The 19877-nt window shown below is 65.2% G+C and carries 2 protein-coding genes; both read left to right on the top strand.

Annotation, left to right across the window (positions count from 1 at the left end; genetic code table 11):
• Positions 1–129 precede the first annotated feature (129 nt).
• Positions 130–5874 carry an amino acid adenylation domain-containing protein gene (locus tag AC5WEY_RS10605; RefSeq protein WP_495645886.1) on the top strand — a complete coding sequence of 1915 codons (5745 nt, stop codon included), beginning with the start codon at positions 130–132 and terminating at the stop codon, positions 5872–5874.
• Between the two features lie 214 nt (positions 5875–6088).
• Positions 6089–19807: a non-ribosomal peptide synthetase gene (locus AC5WEY_RS10610; protein ID WP_495645887.1), complete on the top strand. Its 13719-nt coding sequence runs from the start codon at positions 6089–6091 to the stop codon at positions 19805–19807.
• Positions 19808–19877: the final 70 nt, after the last annotated feature.

The following is a 19877-nucleotide window of genomic DNA, read 5'->3' on the forward strand; positions in this document are numbered from 1 at the left end:
GAGGAGTGTTCAGTGAGTTCGGATTGGTCGGGGACCAGTACGTCGGGTAAGGCAAAGCGACCGAATGGTCGTGTCAAGCGTCCGAAACCGGGCCGTAGCCGACCCTCGCGGGTTCCTACCCTGCCGGCATTGCTCTCGGCAGCGGTTGAGAAGAATCCGACGGGTACCGCGCTCGTTTTCGGCGAAACGTCGGTTACTTACGAAGAACTCGACGGGCAGTCGTCGAAGTTGGCTCGGCTGTTGATCTCTCACGGCGTCGGACCGGACCATCTGGTGGCGATCGCTCTCGACCGATCCATCGATTCGGTGGCCTCGGTCTGGGCGGTCGCGAAGTCCGGCGGAGCCTTCCTGCCGATCGATCTGCGGTATCCACCCAGGCGGATTGAGCACATGGTGACCGACTCCGGTGTTCGATGGGGACTGACGACGTCCGACCGACTGGCCGAGTTGCCCGACGGAGTGTCGTGGATCGCACTGGACGGGACCGACGAACAGCGGCAACTCGAGCAGTTGTCTGCCGAGCCGATCGCACCGCAGGACCGTCTGGCTCAGCCGGTTCCCGCCAATCTGGCCTATGTGATCTACACGTCCGGGTCGACCGGAAGGCCGAAGGGTGTCGCGGTCACACACGCCGGACTTGCCCCGCTCGCCGCTACCGTCTCCGACACATTCGAGACCTCCGGTGCTTCTCGCACCATGCATTTCGCCTCACCCAGTTTCGACGCCTCCGTGTTGGAACTGCTGATCACCATCGTGAACGGGTCGATGATGGTGATCATTCCGTCCAGCGTCTACGGCGGCACGGAATTGGCCGAGATCATGGCGAAGCATCGGGTCACTCATGCGATCATCACGCCTGCCGCGCTGACGACCATGGATTCCGGAGACCTTCCCGAACTTCGCGCGCTCGCCGTCGGTGGGGAGACCTTCACCGCGGAGCTGATGGGACGGTGGGCCCGCGGTCGACAGTTCCACAATGCCTACGGTCCCACCGAAACGACCGTTATCTGCAGCTTGTCTGCCCCGCTCGTCTCCGGCGGAGCGGTCGACATCGGCTCGCCCACACAGAGCATGGCCAGTCACGTGCTCGACGATCGACTCCGGCCGGTTCCAGTGGGTGTGGTGGGGGAGTTGTACATGAGTGGGGCGGGACTGGCTCGGGGCTATCTCGAGCGCACGGGGCTCACTGCGCAACGGTTCGTGGCCAATCCCTTTGCGGCAGAGGGAGATGCGGCGCACTCACGGATGTACCGAACCGGCGACCTGGTTCGGTGGCGACAGGGCGAGAGCGGACTCGCAGTGGAGTACGTCGGACGCAACGACGCCCAGATTCAGCTTCGCGGCTTTCGAATCGAACTCGGGGAGATCGACGCAGTCCTCGCGGCCGTGGATGGCGTCGATTTCGCCGTGACCGTCGGGTACCGACGCGATTCCGGTGCAACCGAACTGGTCGGCTACGTCCTGCCGAACACGGGAGTGGATCTCGACGTCGATGAGGTTCTGGACGCAGCCAAAAGGTACTTGCCTGCGCACATGGTGCCGACGACGCTGACGATACTCGAGTCGATTCCTCTGACACCGGCGGGCAAGCTCGATCGAAGTGCGCTACCGGAACCGGTGTTCGCCGTGCGCGAGTTCAGCGCTCCGACGACTCCGACCGAGATCGCCGTGGCCGATGTCTTCGCCGACCTGCTCGGTGTGGACGAGGTGGGGTCCAACGACGAGTTCTTCTCACTGGGTGGCAACTCGCTCCTCGCGACGCAGGCTGCTGCGCGCATCGGCGCAGCCCTCGGGCGTCGAGTGCGACCGCGGGCGCTGTTCGACAACGCAACCGTCGAGGCATTGGCCGCGTCGATCGATACGGCCGAGGCCGACGCGCTGACCGTACTGGACTCGTCCAGGCCGCGTCCGCATCATGTTCCGCTTTCTCCGGCGCAGCAGCGCATGTGGTTTCTCAACCGGTTCGACACCGCATCGGCAATGAACAACGTGCCGGTGGCTCTGGCTCTGACCGGCGCTCTCGACGTCGATGCGATGCGTGCGGCGATAGACGATGTGATCGCTCGGCACGAGTCGCTGCGCACCGTGTATCCCGAGCTGGACGGAACGGGCTTCCAGCAGATTCTCGACATGTCCGGTGTCGACGTCGACTTGAAGGTCGTTCCGGCGTCACGGGAGTCTGCACCCGAGGCGGTGGGTGAGTTCCTGTCGAGGGGATTCGACGTGACGACAGAGATTCCGTTTCGAGTGCGACTTTTCGAAATCACCGACCTGGAGAGTTCCGAGCCGGAATTCGTGTTGGCCTTCGTCGCTCATCACATCTCCGCCGACGGGTTGTCCATGGGCCCGCTCTCACGAGACGTCATGACTGCCTACATCGCTCGTGCAGCGGGAGATGCACCGAACTGGCCTCCTCTGGCCGTTCAGTACGCCGACTACACACTGTGGCAGCACGAGATGCTCGGTTCGGAGGACGATCCGAATTCGTTGGTGTCCAGGCAAATCGCTTTCTGGAAAACTGCATTGGCAGGAACCCCGGAGCAACTGCAGTTGCCGTGGGCTCGACCACGTCCTCGGGTGGCGTCCGGTCGAGGTGGACTGACACAGTTCGCTGTCGAGCCCGAAACGTACGAGCGCGTGGTCGAACTCGCGCACAGGCATGACGCGACTCCGTTCATGGTGGTGCACGCGGCTCTGGCGGTTCTGCTTGCGAGACTGTCCGGTTCGCCCGACGTTGCCATCGGTGCACCGGTCGGTGGCCGCGGCGATGCCGGTCTCGACGATCTGGTCGGAATGTTCGTCAACACGGTGATCCTGCGTACGCGGATCGACGGAGATCGATCGATCGAGCAGCTTCTCGACCAGGTGCGGGCCTCCGACATGGATGCCTTCGAGAACGCAGATGTGCCGTTCGAGCGTCTGGTCGAGGTGCTCGACCCGGTGCGATCGCAGAACCGACATCCTCTTGTTCAGGTTGCACTGTTCTTTCAGAATTTCTCCGAGGGGACGTTCGAGCTTCCAGGGTTGACGGTCTCGCGATTCGGGTCCGGAGCGTTCTCGGCCAAGTTCGATCTGCAGGTGACGGTCACGGAGTCAGCGGGTGGGCTCGCCGGCGAACTGCTCTACGCGACCGACCTGTTCGACGAGGGCACCGTCGTCGCCTTCGGGGAGCGGTTGGTTGCGCTGCTCGACTCTGTCACCGAGAACCCACACGTGGCGTCCGGTGACGTCGATATCGTATCGGAGCCCGAGCGGGACCGGGTTCTGTTGCAGTGGAACGATACTCGGAATTCGAGTGTGCCGCGAGAAGAACTACTGCTCGACGGATTCGATCGACAGGTCGCCGCGGCGCCGGATGCCGTAGCCGTTGTCTTCGAAGACGAGGTACTCACCTACGCCCAGTTCTCGGCTCGCGTGGATGCCGTCGCGCAGCGGTTGCATCAGGACGGCTCCGGTCCCGGCGCTCTCATCGGGTTGGCCATGAGGCGGTCCATCGAGCTGGTCGTCGGGATGTACGCGGTGTTGCGCACCGGTGCTGCCTATGTTCCCCTCGACCCCGATCAACCGTCCGAGAGAAACGATCACATTCTCTCCACGGCAGACCCGATGGTCGTACTGTCCACCAGCAGAGACGCATTCGCGACGGCCAGTGATGTGCCGGTCCTGTTCATCGACGGGGTGGAGCGCATCGATGCTGTGCCCACGTTCGGTCGTCCCCACTCGGCCGATCTGGCGTACGTGCTGTTCACGTCGGGTTCGACGGGCACGCCCAAAGGCGTCGCCGTCGAGCATCGGGCCATCGTCAACCAGATGGTCTGGATGGCCGAGGAGTACGGACTCGACGAATCGGACGTGTATCTGCAGAAGACGGCGACGACGTTCGATGTGTCACTGTGGGGCTTCTTTCTTCCTCTACGGACCGGCGGTCAGTTGATCATCGCTCCGCCGGGCGCGCAGCGCGAGGTCGATGTGATCGGCGGCCTGATCTCCCGCCACCGAGTGACCGTGACCGATTTCGTACCGTCGATGTTGACAGTCTTCGCGGAATCCGTTGCTGCGGAATCGATAGCTACGCTGCGGCAGATGTTCGTCATCGGAGAGGCTCTGCCCGCTCGGACAGTGGCGGCCTGCCGCGGCGTGTCGAACGCACGAGTGCACAATCTCTACGGTCCCACCGAGGCTGCGGTGTCGGTGACCTATCGTGATGTCTCCGATGACACACTCGACATCGGTTCCGCGTCCGGTGACGGTTCGGTGTCGATCGGCGTTCCCGAGTGGAATACTGTTGTGCGAGTTTTGGATTCGCGATTGAAGCCGGTGCCTGCCGGTGTGCCCGGTGAGCTGTATCTGGCGGGTGTGCAGTTGGCCCGCGGTTACGTCGCGCGACCGGACCTGACGTCCGAACGGTTCGTGGCCGATGCGTTCGGCAGCGCCGGTGACCGCATGTACCGAACGGGCGATCTCGTGCGATGGTCGATGCTCGGCGACGGCCGGATCGAGTACATCGGCCGAACCGACTTCCAGGTGAAGTTCCGTGGTCAGCGAATCGAGTTGGGGGAGATCGAAACCGCGCTGACAGGTTTGCCGGGAATAGGTCAGGCAGTGGTGGTGGTGTCCGATTCGGCCGCCGGTGACCTTCTGGCTGCATACCTCGTACCGGTAGCCGATGCTGTTCTCGATACCGAGGATATTCGGACGAGGCTCGACTCGCTGGTGCCGTCGTACATGGTGCCGTCGGCTTTCGTTGTTCTGCAATCACTTCCGCTGAATCCGGCGGGTAAGCTCGATCGCCGAGCGTTGCCGGATCCGGTGTTCGAGGCACGCGAGTTCCGTGCTCCTGCCACTGAAGTGGAAGTGGCGGTAGCGTCGGTGTTCGCCGACGTGCTCGGCGTCGAGCGGGTAGGTGCGGACGACGACTTCTTTTCCCTGGGTGGGAACTCGTTGTTGGCGATGAAGCTCGTGTCCCGATTGGGCCGCTCCCTAGGGGATGTGACGGTGCCGGTGTCGTGGCTGTTCTCCGACTCCTCGGTTACGGCCCTGGCGTCGCGGATCGATGCGGCGCGCAGTTCCGACACTCCGATTGCCGGAGGGACCGGACTGGACATCGTCGTCGAACTGCGTAAGGGAAGCGGCACACCACTGTTCTGCGTGCATCCGATCGTGGGACTGTCCTGGGCGTTCGGCGGATTGGCCCCGTACGTCGACAGCACCCGGCCCCTCTACGGTCTGCAATCTCCGGTGCTTGCCGGCGACCCGATGCCCGCCTCGATCGACGAGTGGGCATCGATCTTCGTCGATCGCATCCGCGAGATTCAGCCCAGCGGGCCCTACCACCTGCTGGGGTGGTCGATGGGCGGCGTCATCGCCCATGCGGTCGCCGTGCAGTTGCGGGGGCACGGCGAGACGGTGTCGACGCTGGCAATGATGGATTCGTTCGTGCTGTCCAGAACCACGCATCTCGTGGAACGGACAGTGACTGCGGGGGAGGTGCTCGGCGGGTTGGGTATCGACTCCGAACACGACTCGGACGTGTCCGAACTGTCCGTCGATTCCGCCATGGCGCTGATGCGCACGATGCCCGCTCCGTTCGATGCCCTGTCCAGAGAGCGGGTACAGGGCATCGTCGACGGAATCGAACGGTCGGCCGCGATGTTGCAGGCCCATGAGCCCGAGCGGTTCGACGGTGAGCTGCTCTATTTCGCGTCCGTCGTCGACGACCCGACAGGTGTTGCCGGTGCATCGACGTGGACAGAGTTCGTCGACGGGAAGCCGACCGTGACTCCAGTTCATTCGACGCACTGGCAGATGGCGTCGGCATCGGCGCTCGCCGAGATCGGACCAGTCCTCGACGACTGGATATCTCGCCGACCGTGAGCGGCACTGCTCGGAGTCGAATCGCCGGGCAGTTCACACATGAACGCCGGGCAGCTCACACGTGAACGCAAGGTCAGTTCGCGGGTAACGAATCCAGCGAAGTACCCGATATCTGGAGTGATGCGTACCGTCGGACGTCATTGGTGCGCCGGGGTTCGATCGGGTGAGTGGCGGACGGCCGACTGCCGTTCGAAGGTGAGGAGCACGACAGTTCATGGGTACCGAGACGTCGGGCACAGCAGGAGCGACGGGCGGCGGTAACCCGGTGGAGAACGGTTCGCGGGAGCGGGGCCGGGAAGCTCGAACCCGGGAGCGGCCTGCGCGACGTGAGCGCCCCGCGCGCCGTAGACGCGCGCGCACTCCACTCCTGCCTCAGCTACTGGCCTCGGCCGTCGAACTCGGACCCGACTCGGATGCCCTCGTGTTCGATGGTCGAACGTGGACCTACGCCGAGCTGGATGCTCGATCGGCTGCGCTGGCCCGGGTACTGATCGAGCGCGGCGTCGGTCCCGAGGATTTTGTGGCGCTGTCGATCCCGCGCTCCGATCTATCCGTCATGGCTTTGTGGGCGGTGGCCAAGACCGGCGCGGCATTCGTGCCGATCGATCCGACCTACCCGGCCGACCGGGTACGGCACATGGTGTCCGACTCCGGCGTGCTGCTGGGGTTGTCCGTCGGCGCGGTGAACGAGGATCTGCCCGCGGAGGTCGAATGGCTGGTCATCGACGACAGTGACATGACTCGGCGTCTCGATGAACTGTCCGGCGAGCCCGTCACCTCGGAGGATCGGGTACGGGCCCTCGAGCCGACGCACCCGGCATACATGATCTACACCTCCGGATCGACCGGTCTGCCGAAGGGCGTCGTCGTCACCCACGCCGGACTGAGCAACTTCTGCGAGGAGCAGATCGATCGCTACTCGCTCACCGAGCAGTCGCGAGTGCTGCACTTCGCGTCACCGAGCTTCGACGCGTCCGTCCTCGAACTCCTGATGAGCATCGGGCGGGGCTCGACGATGGTCGTCGCCTCTCCGAAGGTTCTCGGCGGAGACGATCTGGCTGCGCTCATCCGCGCGCAGAACGTGAGCCACGCATTCATCACCCCAGCGGCGCTGGCGTCGGTCGATCCGGCCGACACCGATACCCTGCACACCGTTGTTGTCGGCGGCGAGGCCTGCCCGCCCGAGCTGGCAAATCGATGGGCACCGGGCCGGCGTTTCTTCAACGGGTACGGGCCCACCGAGACCACGATCATGACCAATATCGGCGGACCGATCGCCGAGAACGAGCGGGTGACGATCGGCGGGCCCATCCGCGGTGTCAGCGCGTATGTGCTCGACGCATCGTTGAAACCGGTTCCCGACGGGGTGGCGGGCGAGCTGTACCTGGCCGGACCGGGACTTGCCCGCGGCTATCACCAGCGACGTGGCCTGACCTCGGACCGCTTCCTTGCCTGTCCGTTCGGCGAGGACGGTGCGCGGATGTACCGCACCGGAGACGTCGTGCGCTGGCGAGTGGTCGAGGGCGAGCGCGTGGTCGAATACATCGGCCGCAACGACTTTCAGGTCAAGATTCGTGGCTTCCGCGTCGAGCTCGGTGAGATCGACGCCGTTCTGACCGCCGAGGAGAGCGTCGAGTTCGCCGTGACCGTCGGCCGCGAGACGCCGTCGAAGTCCACCGCACTCGTCTCGTACGTACTGACGAAGTCGACGTCGGAATTCGATGAGCGCACACTTCTTGCGGTTGCGGCACAACATCTTCCGCGACACATGGTTCCGGCGATGATCATCGCACTCGACTCGATCCCGTTGACGCCCGTCGGCAAACTGGATCGGGCCGCGTTGCCCGCGCCGGTCTTCGCCGCCGCAGAATTCCGTTCCCCGTCGACGCCCCTCGAAATCACCGTCGCGCAGATCTTCGACGAGCTGCTGGGAATGGACCGAGTCGGTGCCGACGACGACTTCTTCGAGCTCGGTGGAAACTCTCTGATCGCAACGCAACTGGCCGCACGTCTCGGCGCTGCGACCGGAACCCGAGTGCCGGCACGCACCGTCTTCGAGTTCTCGACGGTGCAAACCCTCGCCGCCCGAGTGGAGAGTGCCTCGTCCGGCGGTGACAACGCCACGATACGACCGCAGCCGGTGCTGGCGAAAAGGGAGCGGCCCGACCGGATCCCGCTGTCGTTGGCTCAGCGGCGGATGTGGTTCCTCAACCGCTTCGACACCGCGTCGGGAGCGAACAACATCCCGGCCGCGATCGAACTGCGCGGAATGCTCGATGTCCCGGCACTGTCCGCCGCGATCGGAGATGTCGTCGATCGTCACGAATCTCTGCGCACGTACTACCCCGAGGTCGACGGGACCGGCTACCAGATGGTGCGGGACGCAGTCGAGAGCGGAGTCGCGCTCGAGATCGAATCGATCGAGGCCGATGCGGTCGCGCGTCGTGTCCAGGAGCTGGCTTCGGCGGGGTTCGATGTGACCCAGCAGGTCCCGGTCCGGTTGCACCTGTTGCATCTGGGCACCGACCATTACGTCTTCGTGCTCGTGGCTCACCACATCACCGCCGATGGCTCGTCCGTTGCGCCGATGGTGCGAGACATCATGACGGCCTACGCCGCTCGCAGCGCGGGGAATGCACCCGGCTGGGAACCACTGGCAGTGCAGTATGCCGACTACACGCTGTGGCAGCACGAGGTGCTCGGATCCGATGACGATCCCGAGTCCGTTGCGCATCAGCAGATTTCGTTCTGGAAGGACAACCTGGAGGGGTTGCCGGATCAGCTCGACCTGCCGACCGACCGCAGCCGCCCACTCGACCCGTCCGGAGTCGGTCGGGTACTCGGATTCGACATCGACGCGGCGTCGACCGCAGCGATCGGACGTCTGGCCCGCGAGCACGGGGCCACGCCCTTCATGGTCGTACACACCGCCTTCGCGGTGCTGCTCGCCCGCCTGTCCGATTCCACTGACGTCGTCGTCGGATCGCCGATTGCCGGTCGAGGTGAGCAGGCGCTCGACGACGTGATCGGAATGTTCGTCAACACCCTCGTTCTGCGTACCGCAGTCGATGCGTCCCGCACATTCTCGGACCTGCTCGACCAGGTTCGCGAAGCCGATCTACAGGCGTTCGCGCACGCCGAACTCCCGTTCGAGCGTTTGGTGGAGGTGCTCGACCCCATCCGCTCCGGCGACCGGCACCCGCTGTTCCAGGTCGCTCTGTTCTTCCAGAACCAGGCGACAGGCACACTCGAACTGCCGGAGCTGACGGTCTCCCCGTTGGACTTCGGTGAGGTGGTCGCGAAGTTCGACCTGCAACTGGTCCTGGAGGACCGCGCCGCCGGTACCGAGGAGCACGCTCTCGCAGGCACGTTCACCTATGCGGTAGATCTGTTCGACGAAGCGACGGTACGTGCGATCGCCGACCGCTTCGTCCGACTGCTCGCTCGACTCGTCGATGCGCCGACACGTCCGGTGGGCGATGTCGATCTGCTCGACGCCGCCGAGTGGGCACTGTCCACCGAACACGCTGCCGTCGATGCAGTAGCGGTGCCGGACCGGTCGATCCTGGACGCCTACGTACAGCAGGTATCCGCGACTCCCGATTCGCCTGCGGTGACGTTCGAGGACGTCACCCTGACCTACAGGGAGTTCGACTACCGGGTCAACGCGCTTGCGCGGCACCTGATCTCGCACGGTGTCGGCCCCGAGGTGCTCGTCGCCGTGTCCATCAGGCGCTCGATCGATCTGCTGGTGGCGATCTACGCCGTGGTTCGAGCAGGCGGTGCCTACGTGCCGATCGATCCTGATCTCCCGAGCGAACGCCGAGCCCACATCCTCGGCACGGCTGAGCCGTTGTGTCTGCTCACCAGCGCCGCGGACATCGAACCCGACGAGACCCGTCAGCACGAAACCGTGCCGGAGTCGATTGCGATCGACACCCTCGACCCGGCGCTCGACGGTTCTCCTTTGCGCGCCAACGAGTTACGCCCCCTGCACACGGCCAGTCCCGCCTATGTCATCTTCACCTCCGGCTCGACCGGAAACCCCAAGGGCGTCGCGGTGTCCCATCGCGCGGTCGAGAACCAGCTGACGTGGATGACGGCACAGTACGACGTGGCGGACACCGACGTCTACTTCCAGAAGACCGCAACCACCTTCGACGTGTCGGTGTGGGGCTTCTTCCTGCCGCTCCGTACCGGGGGCCGTATCGTTCTCGCGACGCCGGACGGCCATCGCGACCCCGAGTACATCTCGGCGTCGATTGCCCGGCACGGGGTGACACTCACGGACTTCGTACCGTCGATGCTCACCGTGTTCGCTGCGCACGCACGCGCCGCCGAATGCGCCACGCTGCGTGACATCTTCGTCATCGGTGAAGCGTTGCCGCCTGAGACCGTCATCGATCTCGGTCGCGTCAGCTCTGCCCGCGTCCACAATCTCTACGGGCCCACCGAGGCCGCGGTATCGGTGACTCATCATCGTGCAGAGCCGGATTCGCGCGGCTCGGTTCCTATCGGTGTGGCCGAGTGGAACGTCGGCGCGCTGGTACTCGACCGACGACTGCACCCTGTGCCGGCAGGTGTGCAGGGTGAGCTGTATCTGGTCGGTGATCAACTCGCCCGAGGCTACGTTGCCCGCCCGGATCTGACATCGGACCGATTCGTCGCCGACGTGAGCGGTTCCGGCACTCGGATGTATCGCACCGGCGACCTGGTTCGACGTCGACCCGACGGCGTGCTCGACTACATCGGGCGCAGCGATTTCCAGGTGAAGTTCCGCGGCCAGCGCATCGAACTCGGCGACATCGAATCCGTGCTGCTCACCTCTACCGATGTCAACCAGGCCGTCGTGCTGGTGGTGCCGACGGCCACCGGTGATCAGCTCGTGGCCTACGTGGTGCCCACTGTCGGTGCCGCACCGGATCGTGCATCTGTGACCGAGTTCGCCAAGAACTTGTTGCCTGCGTACATGATTCCGAGTGCCGTCGTGGTCCTCGGCGAATTTCCGTTGAACTCGAGCGGCAAGTTGGACCGTCGCGCACTACCGTCCCCATCGATCGATACCCGGCAGTACCGCGCACCGTCGACACCCGTGGAAGAGATCGTCGCGGCATCGTTCGGCGATGTTCTGGGTGTCGACCGCGTCGGACTCGACGACGATTTCTTCGATCTGGGCGGGAACTCCCTCATCGCCACCCGTCTCGTCGCACGAGTGGGCGTCGCCGCCGGATGGCGTGTTCCGGTTCGAGCGCTGTTCGAGGCCTCCACTGTCGCCGCTTTTGCTGCGGCGGTCTCGGCGTTGTCGTCCGAGCGTGCCGTTCCGAAGCTCGAGCCTGTCGAGCGTCCGGCGGAGATCCCGCTGTCGTACGCACAGCAGCGGATGTGGTTCCTCAACCAGTTCGACACCACTTCGGCCGCCGACAATCTGCCGCTGGCGATCTCGCTGACCGGTGACCTGGATGTGGCCGCGCTCCAGGGAGCGGTATCCGACATCGTGCATCGACACGAGTCGTTGCGGACGCTGTATCCCGAAACCGATGGTCGGGCAAGGCAATCGGTGGTGACCGACGGCATCGAGGTGCCCGATCTCACGCCCATTGCCGTCGAGTCGAACGAACTCGTCGCGGTTCTGGCCGACGCCATGAGCATGCCGTTCGACGTGACGATCCAGGTACCGCTGAGAGCATGGCTCTACCGACTCGGCGCGCGCGAGCACGTACTGGCCGTGGTGGTGCACCACATCAGCGGTGACGCATTCTCGATGGGACCGCTCGCGCGGGATCTTGCGGTGGCGTATTCGGCTCGCACGGCGGGAGCCGCCCCGAGCTGGTCGGATCTGGCCGTGCAGTACGCGGACTACACCCTGTGGCAGCGTCGGGTGCTGGGCGAGGAGACCGACCCGGAGTCGGTGCTCTCGAAGCAGTTGAACTTCTGGACTCGGACGCTGGCCGGAATTCCCGACCGAGTGGATCTACCCACGGACCGACCTCGTCCACCGGTGATCAGCAACAGGGGAGCGGCGGCTCGTTTCGAGATCGACGCGTCCCTGCACGCCTCCCTCGGCCGGGTCGCCCGCGAGAGTGGTTCGACGTTGTTCATGGTGGTTCACGCAGCGCTCGCCGTGTTGTTGGCACGATTGGCGGCCACCGACGACGTCGTGATCGGTACGCCGATCGCAGGCCGTGGGGACGCCGCCCTGGACGACCTCGTCGGGATGTTCGTCAACACGCTCGTGCTGCGGACCGACGTGCAGGCGAGCAGCCGGTTCGCGACCGTTCTGAACACCGTGCGGCACGCGGACCTCGAGGCCTTCGCGCATGCCGATGTGCCGTTCGAGCGTCTGGTGGAACAGCTGAACCCCGAACGTTCGCAGTCTCGGCACCCCCTGTTCCAGATTGCGCTCTCGTTCCAGAACCCGGCTACGAGTTCTCTGACGCTGCCCGATCTGACGATCGCCGGTGTCGACATCGAGGACACGAGCGCAAAGTTCGACATGCAGTTCACGCTGTCCGAACAAGCCCGGCCCGACGGCACCGCCGACGGCATGGCAGGCGTGATCACCTACGCCACAGACTTGTTCGATGCCGACACCGTCGACGAGATCTCGGCGCGACTCGTACGGGTGCTGGCCGCCGTTGCGGCCGATCCCGAGACGGTGGTGGGCGATATCGAGTTGTCGGCACCCAGCGAGGTGCAGGATCTGCTGCACGGACCGGTGGGAACCGTCGCCCCACGAACCCTCGCGGATCTGATGGCCGATGCCGTCGCGGCGAACCCGGACGGAACTGCACTGGCGCAGGGCAGCGACCAGGTGACCTACCGCGAGCTCGACGAGACGTCCACCGCTATCGCGGAGATTCTGCGGGGTCGCGGTGTCGGACCGGGCACCACGGTGGCTGTCGCCACCCGCCGCAGCATCTCGTCGGTGACCGCGGTGTGGGCCGTGACGGCCTCCGGCGCAGCCTTCGTGCCTGTCGATCCCGACTACCCGGACGATCGAGTTCGCTTCATGCTCGGTGACTCCGGCGTACGGATCGGGCTCACGACGTCAGATGTCGTCGACTCACTGCCGACCGAGGTGGACTGGATCGTCGTCGACGCACTCGCGCAGTCGAACGCCCCAGTGGTGCAGCCTGATTCGATCCGCCGTGCGCAGACCGACGACGCCGCATACGTCATCTACACTTCCGGCTCCACCGGAAAGCCCAAGGGCGTCGTGGTCACGCATCGCGGGCTGGCCAACTTCGCGGCCGAGCAGAGTGAGCGCTACGGGCTGACCGAGCAATCCCGCGCGCTGCACTTCGCGTCGCCCAGTTTCGACGCGTCGGTTCTCGAACTGCTTCTCGCGGTTGCCTCCGCGGCCACGCTGGTGATCGCGCCACCGCGCACGTACGGCGGCGGCGAGCTCGAGGCGCTGATCACGCGGGAGTCGGTAACTCACACGTTCCTGACTCCGACGGTTCTGGCTTCGATCGATCCCGACAGAGTGACCGGTCTCGAGGTCGTGATCGCCGGCGGTGAGCAGTGCTCGCCGGAGCTGGTGCAGCGCTGGTCCACTCACGTTCGGCTCTTCAACGGCTACGGCCCGACCGAGACCACCATCATGACCAACATCAGCGACGCTCTGAGCCCCGGCGACCTGTTGTCGATCGGCGGGCCCATCCGGGGCATGGCGTCGTACGTCCTGGATTCGCGTCTGCGTCCGGTACCGCTCGGCGTCACCGGCGAGCTCTACCTCGCCGGTGTGCAGCTCTCTCGGGGATACCTTCGGCGGCACGGGCTGACGGCCGAGCGTTTCGTTGCGAATCCGTTCGGCGACGCCGGAGACCGGATGTATCGAACAGGTGACGTCGTACGCTGGCGCAAGAGCAACGGCAGCAACGTGATCGAGTACGTGGGTCGCTCGGACTTCCAGGTCAAGATCCGCGGATTCCGCATCGAGCTCGGTGAGATCGACTCCGTCGTCGCGACCTACCCGGGCGTCGACTTCGTGGCCACCCTCGGGCGGACGCTTGCCTCCGGCGGCACCGCACTCGTGTCCTACGTGCGCTTGCAGCCGGGAGCTCACATCGACGCCGCGGACGTTCGTGAGCACGTCGGGAAATCGCTTCCTGCACACATGGTGCCCTCGGCCGTCGTCGTGGTGGACGAAGTGCCGCTGACCCCGGTGGGCAAACTCGACCGAAACGCATTGCCGGAACCGGTGTTCGAGACCACTGCAGGTCGCGAACCGACCACCGACACCGAACGCGCACTGAGCGAGGTGTTCGCGGAAGTACTCGGTGTCGACACCGTGGGCGTGGACGACTCGTTCTTCGCCCTCGGCGGTGACAGCATCGTGTCCATCCAGCTGGTCTCGCGCGCCCGGGCCCGCGGCCTGAACTTCGGACCTCGGGACGTGTTCGAGCTCAGAACCGTTGCCGCACTGGCCGAGATCGTGGAATCCGGAGCCGCCGAGGTACTCGAGGAACTTCCCGGCGGCGGAGTGGGGACGATTCCGCTGACCCCGGCCGTCGGCTTCATGGTCGAGCGCGCCGGTGGCTTCGATCGGTTCACCCAGAACCTCGCTCTCGAGCTTCCAGCCGGCATCACCGAGAACCAGATCGTCGCCACCCTCACCGCCGTGATCGATCGCCACGACATGTTGCGAGCGGTGCTGCAACGCGACGTGGAGGGTGCGTGGGTGCTGCACACGCGCGAGCAGGGCAGTGTCGATGTCGCAGCGGCCGTCACTCGCACGGCCGTCGATCCGGCCCTCGATGACGATGGTCGTCTGACCCTCGCTGCGTCGGCACTCGAGGGTGCGCTGAGTCGTCTGGACCCGGCGGCCGGACGAGTCGTCGAGTTCGGCTGGCTCGATCCGGCATCACCGTCGGGAGAACGAACCGACGAGACGGGCAGGCTCATCGTCGCTGCTCACCACCTCGTCGTCGACGGCGTGTCCTGGCGCATCATCGTTCCCGATCTGATTTCGGCCTGGCTGCAGGTGTCTGCCGGGTCGGTACCGAAACTCGATGCGGTCGGCACGTCGTTCCGGCGCTGGGCGCACGCACTGGTCGACAACGCTGGGTCCGACCTCCGTCGAGCCGAATTGCCCTACTGGACTTCGGTTCTGGATCGGATCGAGGTGCCCGTCGGTACGCGCCCCTTCGACCCAACGGTGGACTTGGCGTCGACTGTGCGCAAGGTCCACATCGAGGTGGACGAGGCCACGACCGAGGCCCTGACGACGGCGATCCCCACTGCTTTCAACGCCGGTGTCGACGATGTTCTCCTCGCCGCACTCTCGCTCGCGGTGGCCCGCTGGCGTGACGAGCGGGGTACACGGTCTTCGTCGGTTCTGATCAGACTCGAGGGTCATGGGCGCGAAGAGTCGCTGGCCCCAGGGGCAGATCTGTCCCGTACTGTCGGCTGGTTCACCGGCATCTACCCCGTCCGACTCGAACTCGAGACAATCGACGTGGGCGACGCCTTCTCCGGTGGCGTCGCTGCGGGTGCCGTCGTGAAGTCGGTCAAGGAGCAGCTGCGATCGATTCCGGACAAGGGGCTGGGCTACGGATTGCTGCGGTACATGGGCGACCCGGCGTTTGCACCGCCCTCGGCGGCGCACGCGCAGATCAGCTTCAACTACCTGGGCCGCGTGTCGGCGGCCGACATACCCGAGGGTATGGAGAAGGTCGGGTGGATTCCGGCCGGCGATCTCGGTGACCTGACCGGGACGCCCGATGTGGACGCCCCCGCCATGGCTCCGATCGACATCAACGCCGTCGTGGTCGGTGGACGCCTCACTGCAGACTTCGGCTTCCCGACGACCCTGTTGTCGGAGTCGGACGTTCACGCCTTGGCCGAGCACTGGCGAGATGCGCTGACGTCCATCGTCGAGCACGGACGACACGACGGTGCCGGCGGTCTGACCCCGTCGGATCTCCCGCTCGTGCAGCTGACTCAGCGCGACATCGAGCAGGTAGAGGCACAGCTGCCGTCGGTGCGCGACATCTGGCCGCTGTCGCCGCTGCAGAACGGACTGCTGTTCCACGCGTCGATCTCCGAGGCCACGACCGACGTGTACACCACACAGATCCAGCTGCACCTCGGCGGCGACGTCGACTCGGAGAGGCTGCACGTCGCGGCGGATCGGATTCTCGAACGGTATTCCAACCTGCGCACCGCATACCTGCGCGACGAGACCGGCAATGCTGTGCAGGTCGTCGTCGACTCGGTTCGCGTGCCGTGGCGCACCGTCGATCTCACTGTTGCCGAACACGATTCGACGACGGCGGACCAGCTGCTGAGTGCTGAACAAGCGCTCGGATTCGACATGACCGCGCCGCCGTTGATCAGGTTCCTGTTGATCCGCACGGCCGCCGATCGGTGGACGCTCGGCGTAACCAGCCACCACATTCTGCTCGACGGCTGGTCGATGCCCATCTTGATGAAGGATCTGCTGGTCCTGTACGCAACCCGCGGTGAGACGTCCGTTCTGCCGAGGGTGCGTCCGTACCGCAATTTCCTTGCGTGGCTGTCCACGCGTGACCTCGACGACTCGCTGGACGCGTGGCGACGGGCGTTCGCAGGACTGGACGATCCGACGCTGATCTCGCAGCGTGGCTCTGCAGACGCCGACTCCCCTGAGATCGCCGAGAAGAAGTTCGTCCTCAGCGGTGTGGACGCCGCTCGGTTGTCGGACCGCGCGTCGGAACTGGGCGTCACGATGAACACTCTGGTTCAGGTGGCGTGGGGAGTTCTGCTCTCGCGCTTGCTGACTCGCGACGATGTGGTGTTCGGAACCACGGTGTCCGGTCGTCCAGCGGAGCTCGACGGCATCGAATCGATGGTCGGTCTGTTCATCAACACCGTTCCGGTCAGATTCACCCAGGACGCGAACGCGAGCATCGAGGATCTGGTGCACCGCACGCAGAGGGCGCAGGCGGAACTTCTCGATCATCATTACGTGGGTCTGACCGACATTCAGCAGACGGTCGGCTCGGCAGCGGTGTTCGACACCCTGGTGGTGTTCGAGTCGTACCCGATCGACAAGTCCGGGTTGTCCGCGGCGAGCTCGATCGACGGGATGAGCGTCCTCGGTGTCGACACCAAGGATGCAACTCACTATCCGTTGACCATGGTGGTCGTAGCCGACGCCGAGATCACCTTCACCCTGAAGTACCGGGCCGATCTGGTCGACGCGGACGCCGCGGAATCGATGACGACGAGATTTGCTCGCGTACTCGACTCCCTCGCCGACGCATCGAGGGGAGCCGACACAGCCGGTTCCATCGACATTCTCGATGATGCCGAGCGGGCGCAGGTGCTGCAGACCTGGAACGGTGTGACGGAAACCGTTGCAGTCGAGCTCGATTCCGAGGCGTGGGACGAGTCGCTGATCTCCCTGTTCGAGAAGCAGGTATCGGCCGCACCCGACGCTGTCGCCGTGGTCTTCGGTGACGAACGCGTGACCTACCGCGAGCTCGACGTACGTGCCGACACTCTGGTCGGCACGCTCGTCGACGCCGGTGCGGGGCGGGAAACCCTGGTTGCCATAGCGCTTCCCCGCGGTATCGAGCTGATCGTCGGCTTGCTGGCCGTACTGAAGTCCGGTGCCGGCTACCTCCCCGTCGACACGTCACTGCCGCTCGACCGGGCGCGCTTCATGATCGAGGATGCACGTCCGACATGTGTACTGACGGACCGTGACGGCGCGACGTCGTACGCCGAATTCGGCGTGCCCGTCGTCGCGTGGGAGGGTGCGGGTGCGACCGAGCAGCCTTCGGTGACCCGACCCGATGCAACGCGCAGTGGTGCGGATCTCGCGTACGTCATCTACACCTCCGGGTCCACCGGTACTCCCAAAGGTGTTGCGGTGCCGAACGAGAACGTCGTACGGCTGTTCCGCAACACCGATCGGACGTTCGATTTCGGACCCGGTGACGTCTGGACCATGTTCCATTCGTTCGCGTTCGACTTCTCCGTGTGGGAGATATGGGGCCCGTTGTTGCACGGCGGCACTCTCGTGGTGGTGGATCATGCCACGTCCCGTTCGCCTCGAGAGTTCGTCGAGCTCGTGGCGCGCGAGGGCGTGACGATGCTCAGCCAGACGCCGTCGGCGTTCTACCAGTTCGTCGACGCCGAGCGGGGCGCGTCGTCGTCTCCGACGGCGTTGCGACACATCGTGTTCGGCGGCGAGGCCCTCGATCCGAGCAAGCTCACCGGATGGTTCGATACCCACGGGGTCGATGCGCCGCTGCTGAGCAACATGTACGGGATCACCGAGACCACGGTGCACGTGACACATCACCAGGTCCGTGGTGTCGACGAGAACGTCCGACACCCGATCGGGACCGCGATCGACGGCCTCGGAACGTACGTCCTCGATCAGGGTCTGCGTCCAGTGCCGGTCGGAGTGGTGGGCGAGGTCTACGTCTTCGGAGTGCAGCTCGCGCGCGGGTACCTCGGACGTGCAGGACTGACGGTGGGACGATTCGTCGCGAATCCGTTCCAGGGTGTCGGCGCGCGTATGTACCGCACCGGCGATCTGGCGCAGTGGACGCCGCAGGGCACCCTCGACTACGCCGGCCGGGCGGACTCGCAGGTGCAGTTGCGGGGCTTCAGGATCGAGCTCGGCGAGGTCGAAGCGGCTCTTCTGTCCGCACCCGGTGTGGCGCAGGCTGTTGCCATCGTCCGTGAAGACGATCACCTCGGATCCCGTCTGATCGGATACGTCGTGCCCGACGACCAGTCCGTGGATCTCGATCACGTTCGCGGGCACGTGGCGCAGAGCCTGGCCTCGTACATGGTCCCCGAGGCCCTGATGGCCCTCGAGTCGTTGCCGTTGACGGTCAACGGCAAGCTCGATCGTCGCGCACTACCGGACCCGCAGGTGCGCCGGATCGAGTTTCGCGCTCCGGCCACGGATCTCGAAGCGGACGTGGCTGCTTCGGTCGCCGACGTGCTGGGGCTCGACAACGTCGGGCTCGACGACAGATTCTTCGAGCTGGGCGGTAATTCACTGCTCGCTGCGAAGCTCGCGGCTCGAATCCGATCGCGGTGCGGGTCGGCGGTGCCGGTGCAGTGGGTCCTGGCCGAGCCCACCGTCGAGCTGCTCGCGCGTCGGATCGACAAGGAAGCGCGTTCGGAAGCGGGCGGCGCTGCGGCAGATCCGCTGGCGGCGATACTTCCCATTCGAGCGGGCGGCGACCGTCCGGCGTTGTTCTGTATCCACCCGATGATCGGGCTGGCCTGGAACTATGCCGCGTTGGCCGAGACCACCGCTCCGGGCCGCCCCATCTACGGCGTGCAGCTTCCGCAGTTGCGCGGCGCATCGGAATCGCCGCGCACCATGGTGGAGCAGGCCGAGCTGTACGCACGGGAGATGGTTCGTGTGCAGCCGACCGGACCCATCCATCTTGTGGGGTGGTCGTTCGGTGGCGTTCTTGCTCACGCAACAGCTGGTGCACTGCGAGCTGCCGGCCGCGAAGTCGGCGTCGTGGCGATGCTCGACAGTCTCCCCACCGTCGACGAGGCGGTGTTCACCGAGGAGTTCGCGGACAACTTGCGCGCGCTCGGGATCGGTGGGGCGGGGGAGCTCACCGATCTGAGCAGCGAGGCCACTCGCCGGCAGGTCGTCGATCTCGTGCTGGCGGAGCTGGACATCTTCGATGAGCTGCAGGTGTCGAACCTGTACGAGGACGCTCTCGCGAGCGCGACGAAGATCAACGGCTATTCGCCGGTGGCACTCGAGGGTGATCTGCTCTTCTTCTCCGCAGCTCGTGATCACCCTTCTGCCGGTGATGCTGCGCTGCTGTGGTCGCCGTACGTGGGCGGCACTATCGAGAACGTCGACGTCGAGAGCACTCACGCAAACATGACCTCAGCGGAGTCGCTGGTTGTGGTCGGTCGGGCACTCGACGCAGCGATGAATGCAGCCGAGGGGTGAACGTTCGGTCAGGCCGGGGCCAGGATGAGCGGTTCCGGAGTCGACCAGCGCGGCGGACCGTGGGGTCCGA

Source organism: Rhodococcoides sp. S146-33, assembly GCF_059489205.1.

What these genes read in the sequence shown, in the direction of transcription:
- AC5WEY_RS10610 (WP_495645887.1), top strand. Translation starts at nt 6,089, where the DNA reads ATGGGTACCGAGACGTCGGGCACAGCAGGAGCGACGGGCGGCGGTAAC.